14 protein-coding genes, 1 rRNA gene and 2 pseudogenes are annotated in these 16153 nt (G+C 65.5%); 13 read left to right on the top strand and 4 right to left on the bottom strand.

Going from position 1 to position 16153, the window contains the following annotated elements; translation table 11 throughout:
* The first annotated feature begins 81 nt into the window (after positions 1-81).
* The 6 genes from KRX55_RS08905 (at position 82) to dnaB (ending at position 5885) form a co-directional block, all read left to right on the top strand.
* Complete coding sequence (locus KRX55_RS08905) at positions 82-1683, top strand: glycosyltransferase family 87 protein (RefSeq protein ID WP_218407397.1); 1602 nt, start codon at positions 82-84, stop codon at positions 1681-1683.
* A 19-nt stretch (positions 1684-1702) separates the two neighbouring features.
* On the top strand, positions 1703-1882 hold the full coding sequence (locus KRX55_RS08900; protein WP_255567729.1) for a hypothetical protein: 180 nt from the start codon (positions 1703-1705) through the stop codon (positions 1880-1882).
* Positions 1883-2057: 175 nt separating this feature from the next.
* Positions 2058-2345: a 30S ribosomal protein S6 gene (gene rpsF / locus KRX55_RS08895; protein ID WP_200258534.1), complete on the top strand. Its 288-nt coding sequence runs from the start codon at positions 2058-2060 to the stop codon at positions 2343-2345.
* Positions 2346-2451: 106 nt separating this feature from the next.
* Entirely contained in the window at positions 2452-3021 is a 570-nt protein-coding gene (locus KRX55_RS08890; RefSeq protein ID WP_218407395.1) for a single-stranded DNA-binding protein, read from the top strand.
* Positions 3022-3141: 120 nt separating this feature from the next.
* Positions 3142-3594 carry a 50S ribosomal protein L9 gene (gene rplI, locus KRX55_RS08885; protein ID WP_200258538.1) on the top strand — a complete coding sequence of 151 codons (453 nt, stop codon included), beginning with the start codon at positions 3142-3144 and terminating at the stop codon, positions 3592-3594.
* Positions 3595-4394: 800 nt separating this feature from the next.
* Positions 4395-5885 (top strand): replicative DNA helicase, encoded by a 1491-nt coding sequence (gene dnaB / locus KRX55_RS08880; RefSeq protein WP_218407394.1) that lies wholly within the window; start codon positions 4395-4397, stop codon positions 5883-5885.
* Positions 5886-5961: 76 nt separating this feature from the next.
* On the opposite strand, the gene KRX55_RS08875 is transcribed toward dnaB, so the two are convergent.
* Positions 5962-8250, bottom strand: coding sequence for a heavy metal translocating P-type ATPase (locus KRX55_RS08875; RefSeq protein ID WP_218407393.1), 2289 nt, complete (start codon positions 8248-8250; stop codon positions 5962-5964).
* 118 nt (positions 8251-8368) lie between these two features.
* Positions 8369-8569 (bottom strand): heavy-metal-associated domain-containing protein, encoded by a 201-nt coding sequence (locus KRX55_RS08870; RefSeq protein WP_218407392.1) that lies wholly within the window; start codon positions 8567-8569, stop codon positions 8369-8371.
* A gap of 229 nt (positions 8570-8798) precedes the next feature.
* Between KRX55_RS08870 and KRX55_RS08865 the strand changes: the two genes are divergently transcribed.
* Together KRX55_RS08865 and KRX55_RS08860 are read left to right on the top strand one after the other, a co-directional pair.
* Complete coding sequence (locus KRX55_RS08865; protein WP_200258546.1) at positions 8799-9167, top strand: thioredoxin family protein; 369 nt, start codon at positions 8799-8801, stop codon at positions 9165-9167.
* A 181-nt stretch (positions 9168-9348) separates the two neighbouring features.
* Positions 9349-10101 (top strand): PspA/IM30 family protein, encoded by a 753-nt coding sequence (locus KRX55_RS08860; RefSeq protein ID WP_218407391.1) that lies wholly within the window; start codon positions 9349-9351, stop codon positions 10099-10101.
* 81 nt (positions 10102-10182) lie between these two features.
* On the opposite strand, the pseudogene KRX55_RS12070 reads toward KRX55_RS08860, so the two are convergent.
* Both KRX55_RS12070 and KRX55_RS12065 read right to left on the bottom strand, forming a co-directional pair.
* Positions 10183-10527, bottom strand: a pseudogene (locus tag KRX55_RS12070) (NYN domain-containing protein); the annotation flags it as partial.
* A gap of 479 nt (positions 10528-11006) precedes the next feature.
* Positions 11007-11580: pseudogene (locus KRX55_RS12065) on the bottom strand (NYN domain-containing protein); the annotation flags it as partial.
* A gap of 345 nt (positions 11581-11925) precedes the next feature.
* Between KRX55_RS12065 and KRX55_RS08850 the strand changes: the two are divergent.
* From KRX55_RS08850 to KRX55_RS08830, 5 genes are all read left to right on the top strand, one after another.
* Positions 11926-12300 (top strand): GntR family transcriptional regulator, encoded by a 375-nt coding sequence (locus KRX55_RS08850; protein WP_218407390.1) that lies wholly within the window; start codon positions 11926-11928, stop codon positions 12298-12300.
* Entirely contained in the window at positions 12297-13217 is a 921-nt protein-coding gene (locus tag KRX55_RS08845; RefSeq protein ID WP_218407389.1) for an ATP-binding cassette domain-containing protein, read from the top strand. Before KRX55_RS08850 ends, KRX55_RS08845 begins: the two co-directional genes overlap by 4 nt.
* Positions 13214-14347 (top strand): hypothetical protein, encoded by a 1134-nt coding sequence (locus KRX55_RS08840; RefSeq protein ID WP_218407388.1) that lies wholly within the window; start codon positions 13214-13216, stop codon positions 14345-14347. The genes KRX55_RS08845 and KRX55_RS08840 overlap by 4 nt, the downstream gene beginning before the upstream one ends.
* Positions 14348-14373: 26 nt before the next feature.
* Positions 14374-15426: a hypothetical protein gene (locus KRX55_RS08835; protein WP_218407387.1), complete on the top strand. Its 1053-nt coding sequence runs from the start codon at positions 14374-14376 to the stop codon at positions 15424-15426.
* A gap of 615 nt (positions 15427-16041) precedes the next feature.
* Positions 16042-16153 (top strand): 16S ribosomal RNA (locus KRX55_RS08830); the annotation flags it as partial.

Below are 16153 nucleotides of genomic sequence, written 5' to 3'. Positions count from 1 at the left end.
CGAGCGGAGGTTGGCAGCCGAGGGCCGGTGGGCGACAATGATACCGACCGACATCCCGACGAGCAGGCACGAATGAGGACCATGAGTACCAGACCGAAGAACCGGAGGCCTGCGGACGTCGACCGCGACCTGGATCGAGTCCAACCCGGCCGCACGGAGCCGCTCGCGCGTGGCTTCATCGAATTCCTGGGTGGCCCGTTCGGACGATTCAGCGCACCGGGAACCGCGTGGTTGGTGACCCCGCTTCGGGTCATCGTCGCCCTCTCCCTCATGTTCCTGGCCCTCGGCTGGCTGGCCAAGGCCAACTGCATCCAGGGGACCGTCGGCGACGACGGGATCGTCAACCTGGATTGGTCGGGGAGCCGGCAGCTGATTTCGGCCTGCTACAGCGACATGATTCCGCTCTACGGGGCGGAAGGGCTCAAGGACGGGCACTTTCCCTACGCCTATTCATGGGTGGAGAATGACACGACCCGCTACATGGAGTACCCGGTCCTGACCGGACTCTTCCAGTGGCTCATGGCCCGCATCACCATGATCATCTGGCCCCTGGTCCATGCCGTGGCGGGATCGATGCCGGAGGTCGGGGTCTACTTCAGCGTCTCGGCGCTGTTCCTGGCGCTGTTCTGGGTACTGGCCGTGCGGTGCGTCTACGCGATGACCGGCAACCGTGTCTGGGACACGGTTCTCATGGCCGCCTCTCCACTCGTCGTGGTGCACGCCTTCACGAACTACGACACTCTCCCCATCGCCGCGGCGCTGGCCGCGATGCTCGCCGCGGCCCGGGGCAGGCCCGGCATCGCGGGCATGCTCATCGGCCTCGGTGTCGCCCTGAAACTGTGGCCGCTATTCATGTTCGGGGCGTATCTGGTGCTCGCGGTGCGCACCCGGCGGTTCAAACCCTACGTCATCATGGTCGCCTCCGGGGTCGCGACCTGGCTCGTGGTCAACCTGCCCATCATGCTGGTATTCCCCGACGGCTGGCGCGAGTTCTTCAGGTTGAACACCGAACGCGGCTGGGAGTGGTCGACGATCTACGCCATCGCCGCCCGGAACACACCCTGGAATGGTTGGGATGAACCCGGGACCGAACCTGTGATCCTGAATGCGGTGTCGCTCGCACTCTTCCTCATCGGCTGTCTCGCGATCGCCGTGCTCGGTGTATTAACCAGACGGCAGCCCAGGGTCGCGGAGCTGGTGTTCCTCATCGTCGCTGTGTTCCTGCTGACCAACAAGGTGTGGAGCCCCCAGTACTCGCTGTGGCTGGTGCCCCTCGCGGTACTGGCGCTCCCCCGGTGGCGTCTCCTCATGGTCTGGGGGTTGGCTGAGGCCATGGTCTGGCCGGTGCTGATGTGGCACATGGCGGGCGACGACGCCAAGGGTGCCCCGCCGGAGCTGCTGGATACGGTCCTGGTGATCCGGGGGGCGCTGCTCATCACGATCATCGTTCTGGTCGTGCTCCAGATGCTCGGCCGCCGCAGTGATCCGGTGATGGAGGCCAACGGTGGCATGGATCCACTCGCGGGTGGGTTCCTCGTTCGACCCGGTTCCACGTACCGCGGCATCATCGGTGCGGTCCGCCCGGTCGGGGAATACGAGACCGGCGGGAAACAGCGGACGGTCGTGCCGAGCGGGGCGGAGAAGGTGCCGGGCGGTACCGGGGGAGCATCCGGTCGTGGATAGCACAGCGGTCATCGTCACCATGGCGAGCGTCTTCGTAGGGTTCCTGCTCTTCGGCGGTTCGTACGCGAGCTTCAGCTACCGCCGTAGCCCGAAACTGACCTGGACCCTGTTCACGTTCGCGATCTTCTTCATCACCGTCATCCCGACCGTCGTCGCCGTGTTCTGGGCCACACTGTTCGCCGGGTCCGGAGCCGGCTGACGGTACCGGAGAGCAACCGGATCCGCGGACCGGGGGAACGGCGTTTCCGCTCCGGCTTCCGACTCTCCGTCAGCCTGGTGTACGCTGGTGGGGTTGCTGACGCAACGAACCCTCCTGCCACACCACAAGGGTGTGGCCGATCCAAAACACTAGACCACAGGAGGTGATGAGGTCCGTGCGTCAATACGAACTCATGATCATTCTCGACCCCTCCCAGGACGAGCGCACTGTCGCCCCGTCCCTGGATAAGTTCCTCGAAGTCGTCCGCAAGGAAAACGGCACCGTGGAGAAGGTTGATATCTGGGGCAAGCGTCGCCTGCAGTACCCGATCAACAAGAAGGAAGAGGGCATCTACGCGGTCATCGAGCTCAACTGTGAGCCGGCTACCGTGCAGGAACTCGACCGTCTGCTGAACCTGAACGACAGCATCCTGCGCACCAAGGTGCTGCGGGCTGACCGTTAAGCAGGGACACTGGTAGGGAAAACTCTTTTCCCGCACGCAGTCCCACCACCAGTGGTGGGCGGTGAACCCCCAGTACACGAGTCATAAAGGAAGGTCGTTCAAGGACATGGCACAGGGAGACACAAACATTACGGTGGTCGGCAACCTCGTCGCTGACCCGGAGCTCCGGTTCACCCCTTCGGGGGCGGCCGTCGCCAATTTCCGTATCGCCTCGACCCCCCGTCGTTTCGACGCTGAGTCGAAGCAGTGGGTCGACGGTGAGGCCCTGTTCCTGACCTGCAATGTCTGGCGTCAGGCCGCGGAGAATGTCGCGGAGTCCCTGAGCAAGGGGATGCGCGTCATCGTCACCGGCCGACTCCGTCAGCGCTCCTACGAAACCCGTGAGGGTGAGAAGCGCAGTGTCTTCGAGGTGGAGGTCGACGATGTCGGCCCCTCCCTGAAGTACGCGACGGCCCAGGTCGCGCGGACCCCCAGGGGTGGCGGCCAGGGTGGCGGAAACTTCGGTGGCGGCGGCACCGGTGCCGGCGGCAACGCCGGCGGCGGTTTCGGTGGCGGCCAGAGCACCGGAGGTTTCGGTGGCGGCAACGCCAACCGTGCCCCCGACAATGACCCGTGGAACAGTGCCCCGCAATCCGGCGGTTTCGGTGGTTCAACCGACGACGAGCCCCCGTTCTGACCTCAGGGTCCCTAGAACGTGGGTACGTCCCAGCATCAATCATCCACATAATTCCCGTCATCCCGGACGCCGCACAGGTGGCGCCAGGTTCGGCGGGAAGCAGAACGAAAGGCAGGGATCATGAAGCTGATCCTCACCGCCGCCGTTGACAATCTCGGTGTCCCCGGGGACATCGTCGAGGTCAAGGCCGGCTACGGACGTAACTTCTTGCTTCCGCGTGGCTACGCCATCGTTGCGACCCGCAACGCGGAAAAGCAGATCGAGGACATCAAGCGTGCCCAGAAGGCCCGCGAGATCCGCGATACCGACCACGCTCGCGAGGTCAAGAACCAGCTCGAGCAGCTCACCGGCGTCTCCATCGCGGTGCGCACCTCTGACAAGGGCAAGCTCTTCGGCTCCGTCACCGCGGACGACATCGTCGACGCGGTGAAGAAGGCCGGCGGCCCCACCCTGGACAAGCACAACGTCAAGCTGGCCAAGGGAACGGTCAAGTCGACCGGCTCCTACCAGGTGGACGTGAAGCTGCACGGTGACGTCACCGCGCCGATCAACTTTGAGGTCGTCTCCGCCTAAGACAGGCGGTCAGACGGCGGTCGGTACACGGTACCGACCCAACGACAACAGCAGCCACGGCCCCCACACCTATGCTCTCCGACACGTTCGACGTGTCCACGGGAGGAGGTGTGGGGGCCGTGGTCTTTTTGTCGTGCTGGTGATCTCCGCCGGCCCCGTGGTTCAGTGCCCCGCGGGCGTTGTGTGGGAGCAGTCAACGGATGGGGTCCGGGTGGTGGAATATCGCGGTTGCGGCCGCATGTGAATATTGTTCCCGAATTGTGGATAACTCCGTGTGCTGAACGTGCAACGCGACGCCCTGACCGGCGATGATCCGCCTAACTCGCGAGGGCCGGTGGTGTCAAACCGGCTGGTTAGCGACAGTTATCCACGGTCCGTGACCGGTTACCCACACCCCATTTACACGGTTTGACCTGCGACTTCAGTTGAAGTTCAGCAAAATTTCGGGCAGTATTCCACAAGTTATCCACAGGCGTGCCGGGAAATCCCCAGCCAGGAGATGAACTATCCCGAGCTTCGTCCACAGTGCCTGTGGATAACTGGCCTTCCATAACCGGGTAAGGGTGACCCTGGAACCCACTAAACTGAGGGGACGGAGCGTTGCGGGTCGGCATGATTTCCCGGGGGCGGAGGGATTCCGCGGAGTGTCATGGGGTAGGTGGCGGTTGGCGGTACTGTTGGCCCTGACGCTTCCCGGCACGCCCGTTGCGGTACCGCGGGCGTCCAGCTCCCCGCAGCCGGTGCCGCAGCCCTGCGGCGGGGACCAGCGATCTTCTTCAGACAGTGAAAGGTGCACCCCAGTGACCTCCGGTTTAAGTGACACCAGCTTCGATGACGACTACGTACCTCCGGAAGCGCCTCCGGAGGAGGACGGGGGTGGTTCGGATTTCGTCCGCTTCGACCGGGCACGGCGCGACCGACCCGGATTCCGTTCCGCCTCCGGTGAGGCCGCGGAGAAGAAGTTCGGTCGGGTACCACCCCACCACCTGGAGGCCGAGCGAAGCGTGCTGGGTGCCATGCTGCTGTCCACCGGTGCGGTCACCGACATCGTCGAGGAGCTCACCCCGGAGGATTTCTACCGGCCCGCCCACCAGATCATCTACTCGGTGATACTCGACCTGTTCAGTGAGCAGAAGGAGGTCGACCCGATCATCGTGTCGGGCCGCCTGGATCGGCAGGGCGATCTGGACAGGGTCGGAGGGGCGCCGTATCTCCACACCCTGATCTCCTCCGTGCCGACGGCGGCGAACGCCCGCTACTACGCTGAGATCGTCGCTGAGAAGGCGCTGCTGCGCCGATTGGTCGATGCGGGCACGAGAGTGGTCCAACTGGGCTACGAGGGCACGGAAACCGCCGAGGCGGACACGGTGCTCGACCTCGCGCAGCAGGAGGTTTTCGCCATCGCGCAGCGCAAGACCACCACGGACTACGCGATCCTCTCCGATGTCCTGGAACCGACGATGGAGGAACTCGAGGCGCTGGCGACCCACGGTGGGCTGGCGGCGGGCATACCGACCGGGTTCGTCGACCTCGATGAACTGACGAATGGACTTCACGGCGGTCAGATGATCATCGTCGCCGCCCGCCCCGGTGTCGGTAAGTCGACACTGGCGCTGGACTTCATGCGGTCCTGCTCGGTGAAGCACGGCAAGGCATCGGTGATCTTCTCCCTCGAGATGTCGAAGTCGGAGATCGTCATGCGCCTGCTGTCCGCCGAGACCGAGATCAAGCTCACCGACATGCGGTCGGGCAAGATGACCACCGAGCAGTGGCAGCGGATCGCGGAACGGGTCGGCAAGATCGCCGATGCCCCCCTGTTCATCGATGACTCCGCCAATCTGACGATGATGGAGATCCGGTCCAAGGCCCGTCAGTTGAAGCAGAAGCACGACCTGCAGATGATCGTGGTGGACTACCTCCAGCTCATGAGCTCGGGCAAGAAGGTCGAGTCCCGCCAGCAGGAGGTCAGTGAATTCTCCCGTCAGCTGAAGCTGCTGGCCAAGGAACTCGATGTGCCCCTGGTCGCCATCTCCCAGCTGAACCGTGGCCCGGAGTCCCGGACCGACAAGAAGCCGCAGCTGGCGGACCTCCGCGAGTCGGGTTCGCTGGAGCAGGACGCCGACATGGTCATGCTGCTCTACCGGCCGGACTCCCAGGACAAGGAGGACCCGCGTGCGGGCGAGGCCGACATCATCATGGCCAAGCACCGTGGTGGCCCGATCGGAACCGTGTCCGTCGCCCACCAGCTGCACTACTCCCGCTTCCGGGATCTGGCCCGCGGAATGGGCTAGCGACGACCGGAAAATGACGGCGGCGGGGGCGGTACCTGTGGGCGCCGCCCCCACCGCCGAGGGGTGTGTCCGCCGGTCAGTGGAAGGTCCGGAGCCGGAGGGAATTGGTGACGACGAACACCGAGGACAGAGCCATCGCCGCGCCGGCGAGCATCGGGTTGAGCCAACCCATCGCGGCGACCGGGATCAGGACGATGTTGTAGCCGAACGCCCAGAACAGGTTGCCGTGGATCGTCCGCAGCGTAGCGCGGGACAACCGGATGGCATCGGCGACACCGTCGAGCCCCTCCCGCATGAGGGTGATGTCTCCCGCCTCGATGGCGACGTCGGTACCGGTACCCATCGAGAGCCCGAGATCGGCCTGGGCGAGGGCTGCCGCGTCATTGACTCCGTCTCCGGCCATGGCGACGGTCCGGCCCCCGCTCTGCAGGCGGCGGACCTCCTCGACCTTGCCCTCCGGCAGAACCCCGGCGAGCACATCGTCCGGGTCGATTCCGACCTCCCCGGCGACAGCTGCGGCGGCACCCCGGTTGTCACCGGTGAGCAGAACCGGGGTCAGCCCGAGTTCCTTGAGCGATGCTATCGCGGCCGAGGAGGTCTCCCGGATCCGGTCCCGAACGGTGAGGACGGCGGTGGGGTCACCGTCGACGTGGAGCACGACCGGCGTGGCGCCGTCGGACTGGGCGCCCGCGATGACGGAGGCGAGTTCCCGCGGAAGACACTCCTCCGGACGCAGCACCGCGACCTGACGTCCTTCGACGACCGCGCTCACGCCACTACCGGCGTGCGCGGTGAAGCCGGAGAACTCCGGCAGCTCCCCCTCCCCCGCTGCCGCCGTCGCGGCGGCGACGATCGCGCGCCCGACGGGATGCTCACTGCCCTGTTCGACCGCGCCCGCCAGGCGCAGCGCCTCCCCGCGATCCGTCCCCGGGATGGTGGCGACGTCGGACAGCGCCATTTCTCCGGTTGTCACCGTTCCGGTCTTGTCCAGGACGATCGTGTCCACCCGGCGGGTCGACTCGAGCACCTCCGGCCCCTTGATCAGGAGCCCCATCTGGGCGCCGCGACCGGTACCGACGAGAAGAGCGGTGGGGGTCGCGAGACCGAGGGCGCAGGGGCAGGCGATGATGAGGACCGCCACCGCGGCTGTGAAGGCCCCGGCCGTGGTCGATCCCAGCAGCAGATGGGCGATCAGCGTCACCAGGGACACCACCATGACGACGGGGACGAAGACCTGCGATATCCGATCGACAAGCCGCTGGACCGGTGCCTTCCGGGACTGGGCTTCGGTGACCATGCGACCGATCCGTGCGAGCGTGGTTTCCCCGCCGACCCGGGATGCGCGGACCACGAGCCGACCGGAGTTGTTCACCGTCGCACCCGTCACCGTGTCCCCCGGGGAGACGTCCACGGGCAGCGACTCCCCCGTCAACATCGACTCATCGACGGAACTCGTTCCCGAGACGATCACCCCGTCGGTGGCGACCGTCTCCCCCGGGCGGACGACGAACTCGTCACCCACGGAGAGTCGATCGACCGGTATCCGCTGTTCCCTGCCGTCGACGAGGATGGTGGTCTCCTTCGCGCCGAGGGTCAGCAGGGCACGCAGCGCCTGCGAGGAACGGCCCTTCGCACGGGCCTCGAACCAGCGGCCGAGCAGCAGGAACACGATCACCATCGCGGCGGTGTCGAGGTAGATGTCGTGGAGCCCGGAACCGCTGTCCGCGAGGAGATGGAAGTGCATCGTCATCCCGGGCCGACCTGCGTCGCCGAGGGTCAGTGCCACGATCGACCACACCAGTGCCGCGGTGGTGCCCATGCTGACCAGGGTGTCCATCGTGAACGCCCCGTGCCGCAGATTCGTGACGGTGGCGCGGTGGAACGGCCACCCGCCCCAGAAGAACACCGGCACGGTGAGCGCGAGCGCGACCCACTGCCAGTAGTCGAACTGGAGGGCGGGCACCATCGACAGCAGCATCACCGGTAGACCGCACACAGCGGACACTATGAGCCTGCGGCGTAGGTCGGCGATCTCCTCCGCGCGGGCCTCGTCGGCGGTGTCCGGCGAATCCCCCGCAGGGTCGGCGGTGTCGGCCCCGGAGCCGGCGGGGGCGACGACGCTCGCGCCGTAGCCCGTCTTCTCCACGACGGACACCAGATCATCCGGAGTGAGGAGACCTGGATCGAAGTCGACGGACGCGGTCTCCGTGGCGAAATTCACGGTGGCGGTGACCCCGTCGAGCCGGTTGAGTTTGCGCTCGACCCGTCCCGAACAGGAGGTGCACGTCATACCCGTGACCGTGAGATCGACGTGTTCGGTACCGGCTGTTGCTGTGGGACCGGTGGGTCCGGTCGGGTCGTTCATGGTTGCTCCTGTTCATGGGAACCGTTGATCCGGTTTCCGGGAAAAGACGACGCCGCCCGGCCGTCGGTACAGCGACAGCGGGGCGGCGTGGTGAGTGGGAGATCCGGGCTGACCGGGGTCAGTCGACCACCTTGTAGCCGGCCTCTTCGATCGCCGTGGAAACGGCTTCGTCGGTGAATCCCTGGCCGGTGACCGTCACCACGCCCTTGTCGAGGTCGACGTCGACACCCTGGGTGCCGGGAACCGTCGACACCTCCTCGACCACCGCATTGCTGCAGTGCTCGCAGGTCATACCTTCCACACGGTAATTCTTGGTCATTGATCGTTCCGTCCTTTCGCGTCGCCGTCACATCCGTCCGACGGGCGCACGGAGAGATCGACCCGATCGGGCCGGCGTTCCTCCGGTACCGTGACGGTGCGGTGCCATCTATCCGCACAAACTACCCCAGCTCACCGGGTCCACCGCAAGGGGGCGGGAATATCGCCCGGGATTTCGGTGTTGAGCGGGATGCACAGTTCCCAACCAGAGAATCCGGAGTGTTTATTCCATGGCCACGATTGATGTAACCGAAGCCACATTCGAAGAGACCGTCACCAAGGGCGGAATAGTCCTCGTCGATGTGTGGGCGTCCTGGTGTGGTCCATGTGTCCGCTTCGCCCCCACCTTCGAGAAGGTCTCCGAGGCGCACCCTGAGGCTGTGTTCGCGAAACTGGACAGCGAAGCGAACCAGGGACTCGCTGCCGCACTGCAGATCCAGTCGATACCCACCCTGATGATCTTCCGCGACGGAATCCTCGTGTTCCGGGAATCCGGATCCATGTCGGCCGCGGCACTGGAGGATCTGTACACCCAGGTCAGTGAGCTGGACATGGATCAGGTCCGCAGTGAGATGGCGAAGGAACAGCAGTCCGAGTAGCGGCCCCCTTTCTTCTCCCCTCCCCCGGGGACGCGCAGGTACTCCCGGGGGGAGGGACTTTTCCGGTTCCGCTCCGTGAGTCGGCTGATGGGGGTGGCCGGCGCGGCTAGACTGGTGGCAGTACAGAAGCCGTTCAACGCGGCGCCGCCACGGTCCCCCGGAAGAGAGTCGACACAAGATCATGGCCAACACATTCGCGAAGGGATGGAAGTACCTCATGGCATCCCTGGACAAGAAGATCGACGACAACGCCGACCCGAAGGTGCAGATCCAGCAGGCCGCCGCTGCCGCGAAGCAGCAACACGCGGACATCGCCCGTCATGCCGCGTCGGTGATCGGGACCCGCAGTCAGTTGGAGATGAAACTCAACAGGCTCCTCGCGGACAAGAACAATCTCGAGGATCAGGCGCGCACCTCCCTGCGGGCCGCGGACGCCGCCACCGAGGCCGGGGAAACCGCCCGCGCCGCCGAACAGATGGCCGCCGCGGAGGTGCTGTCCACGCGCCTGGTGGCGGTGGAGAACCAGATCGAGGAGACCACCGCGCTCCACGGTCGGGCGGTGGAAGCCGCGGAGCAGGCGGAGGCGCAGGTTCGGGAGTCCGAGGCGCGGCTCCGTGAGCAGCTGGACCAGATCGAGAAGCTGCGTGCCCAGGTGGATCAGACCGCGATGCGGGAGACCGTCAACGACGCCGCGGATCCGATGGACGGAATCGGCGACCCCGATTCCGCCGTCCCCACCCTGGACGCCGTCCGTGCCAAGATCGAGCGTCGCTATGCGGAGGCCCTGGGGTCCCAGGAACTGCTGGAGACCTCTGTCGCCGAGCGGATGACGGAGATCAGGGACACCGGCCTCGACATGAAGGCCGCGGCCCGCCTGGAGCAGATCCGGGCGGAGATGCGGAAACCCGAGATCACCGACGGATCCGGGGATTAGGCCCGGGAGATACACGGTGATCCGCCCCCGCCCCGACCAGGTCGGAACGGGGGCGGATGACGCTTCTCCGGCGATCGCCGGTCAGCGGCGGGAGATGTGTAGCAGAACACCCCGGATGCCGGAATGGAACCCGTCGCGCAGATTCACCCGCTGCGATTCGGTGAGGGTGTACTCGTGCAGTGTCTCGCAGGCGAACTGCAGGAGTGGGCGATCGATCTCGGGTGGAAGACCGCCACCGCACAGCTGATGGGCGTTGTTGCGCTGTTCTCCGGAGGCAGCGTTGTCGTACCACCAGCTCGCGTACTGTTGGCCGACGTCGAAGGGGGTCTGGGATCCGTCCGACGCCCAGACCTCGCTCGGCAACGGCACGTACCTGGACCGGAGTTTCCGCCGCGGAGCCATCATCGACGGGTTGGGGACCGGACGGGCCGGTTTCTCCGCGGCATCCTGCTGCGGAGGCTGAACCGGACGCCCGGTGCCGGGCTCCTCCGTCTGTCTCCGGTCCACGGCAGAGGCGTCGGAGGTGTGCTCCGCACCCGCCGGTGTCGGTGCCGCGGTCGCTCTGCGGAGATCGCCGGTTTCGGGGCTCTCCGCGGTGGCGGGCTCGCGGGGGGAATCGGCTCCGGCGTGTGTCGACGGCGACGCCGTCTGGCGCATCGCGGGCGCACCGGGACCGCGGTCCTCGGTGGGGGGTCCGGGCACGTCGACCTGGTTGTCACCCGATCCGTGGAGCTGTCCCTGCCTGATGGTGCCGGGGGTGGGGCCGGAACGGTGTTTCCCGGGATGCCCGGTGTGGTGATCGTCCGGAGTGTTCGTTTGCTCGGACGTCTGTGGGGTGGCTCCCCCCGGGTTCGGCACGCTGGTCGGCCCCGTTTCCTCGATGGGCTCGGCGTCACCGATCGGTTTGGTTCTCACCACCGGTGGGAGAGGCCCTTCGAGGACCTGGAGCTGCATGCATTCAGCGAAGTCCTCGCGGGGATCGAGGATCGTCGTGGAATCGCAGGCGTAGCGCAGCGCCGAGGACATGGAGTCCCAGCCGAATCCGTAGAGATGCACGCGGAGTCCGGCCGCGGTCGCCTCCTGCACTCCCGGCAGCATGTCGGCGTCGCCGGAGACGAGGACGATGTCGGAGCACTGGCCCCGGACCCCGGAGAGAACCATGTCGGCCACCAGCCGGGTGTCCACGGCCTTCTGGGTGCGGCGCTCACCCCACTCGATGAGCTGCCCCGCGCGGAGCTGCACGCCGTCGCATGTCCGGAGCGCGCGCTGGTAGCGGTGCGGGCCGGAATCGGGGATCCCGTCGTACCACATCTGTCGCTGGATGGGCTGGTCGAGTTGATTCCGGATCATCGTGCCGAGAACGGCGACGACCTCGGGTAGGTCTATCTCTAACTGGGCGCGTGCCCCCGTCTCCCATGAGTTGTAAAAGCTGGCGAGCAGGTAGGACGTATCGACGAATACTTGTGTGCGCTCAAGCATGGCTCCTAATTTCCGTTCATTGTCTTGCTAAATCCGTTTAGTCACTTGTGTCCAGCATGCCTGAAAGGGCCCGGTTACGTCGATATCCCGCGGCGAGGCCCCCGGGCGCTGCAGTTGTACGTTTCCATGTCCCGCCAGCACAGGCGGGGGATCTGTGCGTGGCCGGGCATCGATGGGCGCTGTGACTCACCCGTTCGGGGGGTGGTGGGGCGTGGGCTGTACCCCCGTATCTGTCCGGTTCCGACGGGCATTGCGGCCGCCTGGGATTGGTTGTATGGTTAGTTACACAAGTAACCAACCAACGAACCAACGATTCGCGATCCATCCGATGACGGAGAGTGGGCCATGGAGGAAACGACCCTGCCGCTGTTCCGGCAGATCGCCGCACTGGTCGAGGACTCAATCGTCGACGGCTCTCTCGTCGCCGGCGAACGGGCCCCGTCGACCAACGAACTCGCGGCGTTCCACAACATCAACCCCGCCACGGCCCGCAAGGGTCTCACCCTGCTCGTGGACACCGGGATACTCGAGAAACAGCGCGGAATCGGCATGTTCGTCACCGCCACGGCCAGGGAGACGATTCTCCGGCGCCGTCGGGAGGCGTTCGCGGCCGGTTTCCTGGCCCCGCTCATCGACGAGGCCGTCAAACTCGGGATGACCCGGGAAGAGCTGCACACCCTCACCGACCAGGTCGCGGAAAGCCGAGGACTCTACTCATGAACCACAACGACAACACAGTCATCACAGTCATCAACGCGGACGACGTCACCATCGGATACGGGAAGACGCCCGTGCTCACCGGTCTGAGTGTCACCGTCCCGGACGGCGGTATCCACGCGCTCGTCGGACCCAACGGGTCCGGCAAGACCACGCTGCTGCGTTCCATCGCCGGCCAGCACGAGACGAACGGCGGCAGCCTCACGGTGTTCGACGCCCCGCCCTTCGACAACGCCGAGGTGATGGACCGGGTCGTGCTCATGGGCGCTGATGTGTCCCTACCGCGGACCTGGAAGGGGCGCAGGCTCCTGGAGATCGGGGAGGCACGCTGGGCCACCTTCGACATGGCGCGCGCCCTCGAGCTCGCCGAACTGTTCGATCTCGATCTGGACAAGAAGTACTCGGAGTACTCGACCGGTCAGAAGTCCATGCTCCAGGTCGTCATAGGGCTTGCGGCCCGCTGTCCCGTCACCCTCCTCGACGAACCCTATCTGGGGCTCGACATCGAGCGTCGCAAGGTGCTCTACACCGAGCTCCGGGCCGATGTGGAGCAGCATCCCCGAACGGTGATCCTCTCCACCCACCAGCTCGATGACGCAGCGGCCGTCATCGATTCCGTCATCGTCATCGGCTCACGCTCTCTGCTCTTCACCGCCGAGGTCGCCGACCTCAATGAGGGCGTTCTCTCCGCGACCGGGCCGGCGTTCCGCATCGATGCACTCGTCGAGGCGCTCGGGTCCACCGGGACGGTCCTCGCCCGCGAGAAACTCACCGGGCAGGAGCGGGTGATCCTCGACCTGCGGGGCGCCACCGCAGACGCCATCGACTCCCTGTGGACGAAGGCACGCGAACTCGGCGTCCGCGTCCAGGCCGCCGACCTCGAGGACGCCGTCACCGCCCTGGCGGGTGATGCCCGATGACTCCCCACGTGACCCCGGGCGGCGGTGTGGACCGCCGACTGATGCTGACACTCGGCGACTGGCGCCGCGCAGGACTCATCCTCGCCTTCATCCTCGCCGACTACGTGCTGCTCACCGGTGTGCTGATGATGTTCATCGAGGACGGCGGCCGATGGAACGTCCTCTACATCGGACTCGTCCTTCTCTCCGGTGCACTCGTGTGGCTGCGCACCCCGGCCGACGGCTACCGGGCCATGAATCTCACCGGGGCGACCTGGAGAAGACACCACATCGTGCGCTCGGCGGTGTTCACCCTGAGCACCGCCCTCGTCGTGGCCCTCGTGGTCGTCGCACCCGGCTTTCTTCCCCCGCGCGCCCTCGTACCCGTCGGCGTCATTCTCGCCGCGGCGTTTCTCGTGCAGGTCTGGCGGGGACGGTCGATGCCGGAGTCCCGGTCCCGGGCCGACGACGGGAAACCGTGGTGGTTGACGGCGGACCTCGGGATGAGCCGTGGAACGCTGATCGGCTCCTCCCCCACGGCCCAGGTCATCCGCGACCCGGTCCTCCGCTTCACGGTGATGGTCTGGGTCGGGGTACTGGTCTGCCTTCTGATGATCCGCCTCCTGCCGTGGGGCGCCGTCCGGGAGGCCGACGACCTGGCCTTCGTCACGATCATGGTGCTCTCCTTCTCCGGGAGCATGGCATCCCTGGCTCCCCTGGCCGCGAGGACATGGCGGGCGTACGGCTGGCCGCTACGTGACTTCGTCCGCGACTGGAACGTCACGACGCTGCTCAACCTCCCGGTGGCGCTCCTGGTCTGGACCGCCGCGTGGGCCGTGGCGTTCCGGGGAACGATCTCCTTCCACGAGGGGATCCCCGTTATCCTCGCCGTCGGACTCCTCGCCGTCAGCGGGATGGTGCTCGCACCGTGGGCCATCGGGCGGAACGCCTGGTGGTACGCGAGCCTGGTGGCCGCGTACCCCGTCGCCTTCGCGACAGGCTCCACCGACGTCCGGGTCGTATCCGGAGCTCTGGCGACGCTCACGATCTGGACGCTCATCCTGCTGTTCGTGATCTCCCCGCGACTCGCCGGAACCACCGACCTCAGCGGGGCGACGTTCCATGAGCGGTTCTCCGGTAATCGACGATGAGGAAAGATGCGTTGACAGTGAGGACAATGGGTGGTTCATCAACCGCGATCCTCCGCCACGCGAACCCCTGGGTCCTGCCTGTCCTGGTGACCCTGGCCTCCGCCGCAGGTCTCTACGGGTACCTCTTCACGGAAGATCGGCCGCACGCGTGGACCGCGTGGGTCGCTGCGGCACTCGGTGCGGTTCTCCTGGCATCCGCCGGTGGCGCGGACACCTACCGGGCCTTCAACCTCGACCACGCGACCTGGCGTCGGCATCATCTTCTCCGGGTGGGGATCTACACGGTCATCCTCTCCTCCTGCGCCCTGCTCAACTGGTTGTTGCGCGGCGAGGGCGTCGTCCTCGTGAGCGTCGTGTTCTGGGTGGTGGCCGCCATCATCCAGGTCCGCAACACGCGAACCTGGCCGGAGGCGCCCCGGACGGCGAAGTCGAGGTCGGGAGATCCGACGATCAGCGGTGGTGGCCCGCGCCGGGCGTGCCGGGCGATCATCGCCGGCAACGTTGTTCCGCGGAACCTCATCGGCTGGGGGCTCACGGCCGTCGCCGCTGTCATCATCGGTCTCACGAACATCCGGGTGAACTGGATGATCCTTCCCCTGGTGACGGTGATATCGGGTCTCACATCCGACGAACGGCCGGACCGGTGGATGGCCTTCAACGGTCGCCGACGGACCTGGCTGCGGGAACGGACACGACTGGCGTTGCTCCATCCGGTCATGGCCGCGGCCGCGTCACTGCCGTCACTGCTGATCGTGAACCCGGATGACCATCTGCTCACCGGGATCTACCGGTGGATCGCGGTGGGATTCCTGATCGCCACCATCGACATCATCCTCCCCGTGCTCACCGTGTGGTGGGCGCCCTATCTCATCATCATCATGGGCCTGACGGGGATTCCGGTCTTGTTGCCCGCGGACACCGGTCCTGATCCGACCCTCTATCCCGTGGTCGGGGCGGGGCTCCTCATCGTCAACTACATCGTGGCCGACCGGTGGCTGGTCCGGCGTTGGCGGCCGGGGTCGAGGGGGTTGGCGGATTGGTTGGGCATGAATACCGCCAGGGCAACCAACGCGGGGTGAGTGGTGGATGAACATCCCGAAAACTGCCGGTAACCTGCGTGTTTGTGTGTGTGGTGGGGTGTGTGTAGATTAGTGGGAGTCAGCGAGACCGACAGCGCCCCGCCGGGAAGTGATTCCTGTGGTTGTGTGGCGTGAGGAAAACACAAGCTGGCTCCTAAATTGTTCACCTTCCTGGCTGGTTTCCTGTTTCGGGTTGCTGGTTGGTTGTGTGCGTGATGTTTGAGAACTCGATAGTGTGCCAATGTATCTTGCCGGCAGGTGGGACTGCCCTTTGGGTGGTTGTGTCTGTTGGTTGGATTGTTTTTTTGATTCGTTTCCGGATCATCCATGGTCGTGGCGTGTGCCGGGGAGTGTAGGTCGCTTCCTTAATCGACCGCTGTCGGGCGCTCACTGTGTGTGGGTGTTTGTGGTGGTTGTTGACTGTGGTGGTTGGGACGGATGTTTTGTGGTGCGTTTGTTTTTCCTCGTCGAATGACGCGTGCCACTTGGCGGATGTTTCATCTGCTTTTTGTTTTTTTGGACAATCATTTTTGACATCGCCCGGTCTTTGGGTCGGGTGGTGTTGCTGGTTGTTTGTTTTGTCAGGTTTTGGGCTTTTCTTATTGCTTAAAAGCTTTTATGGAGAGTTTGATCCTGGCTCAGGACGAACGCTGGCGGCGTGCTTAACACATGCAAGTCGAACGATGAAGCGGTGCTTGCACCGTGGATTAGTGGCGAACGGGTGAGT

The organism is Corynebacterium sp. TAE3-ERU16, assembly GCF_019209935.1.
Classification (GTDB): domain Bacteria; phylum Actinomycetota; class Actinomycetes; order Mycobacteriales; family Mycobacteriaceae; genus Corynebacterium; species Corynebacterium antarcticum.
Note: the sequence above shows the minus strand (reverse complement) of the source record. Positions and strands in the feature narration are given on the sequence as shown.

What these genes read in the sequence shown, in the direction of transcription:
- KRX55_RS08900 (WP_255567729.1), top strand. Translation starts at nt 1,703, where the DNA reads ATGGCGAGCGTCTTCGTAGGGTTCCTGCTCTTCGGCGGTTCGTACGCG.
- KRX55_RS08890 (WP_218407395.1), top strand. Translation starts at nt 2,452, where the DNA reads ATGGCACAGGGAGACACAAACATTACGGTGGTCGGCAACCTCGTCGCT.
- KRX55_RS08835 (WP_218407387.1), top strand. Translation starts at nt 14,374, where the DNA reads ATGGGTGGTTCATCAACCGCGATCCTCCGCCACGCGAACCCCTGGGTC.
- KRX55_RS08845 (WP_218407389.1), top strand. Translation starts at nt 12,297, where the DNA reads ATGAACCACAACGACAACACAGTCATCACAGTCATCAACGCGGACGAC.
- rplI (WP_200258538.1), top strand. Translation starts at nt 3,142, where the DNA reads ATGAAGCTGATCCTCACCGCCGCCGTTGACAATCTCGGTGTCCCCGGG.
- KRX55_RS08860 (WP_218407391.1), top strand. Translation starts at nt 9,349, where the DNA reads ATGGCCAACACATTCGCGAAGGGATGGAAGTACCTCATGGCATCCCTG.
- KRX55_RS08875 (WP_218407393.1), bottom strand. Translation starts at nt 8,250, where the DNA reads ATGAACGACCCGACCGGACCCACCGGTCCCACAGCAACAGCCGGTACC.
- KRX55_RS08870 (WP_218407392.1), bottom strand. Translation starts at nt 8,569, where the DNA reads ATGACCAAGAATTACCGTGTGGAAGGTATGACCTGCGAGCACTGCAGC.
- KRX55_RS08865 (WP_200258546.1), top strand. Translation starts at nt 8,799, where the DNA reads ATGGCCACGATTGATGTAACCGAAGCCACATTCGAAGAGACCGTCACC.
- KRX55_RS08850 (WP_218407390.1), top strand. Translation starts at nt 11,926, where the DNA reads ATGGAGGAAACGACCCTGCCGCTGTTCCGGCAGATCGCCGCACTGGTC.
- KRX55_RS08905 (WP_218407397.1), top strand. Translation starts at nt 82, where the DNA reads ATGAGTACCAGACCGAAGAACCGGAGGCCTGCGGACGTCGACCGCGAC.
- KRX55_RS08840 (WP_218407388.1), top strand. Translation starts at nt 13,214, where the DNA reads ATGACTCCCCACGTGACCCCGGGCGGCGGTGTGGACCGCCGACTGATG.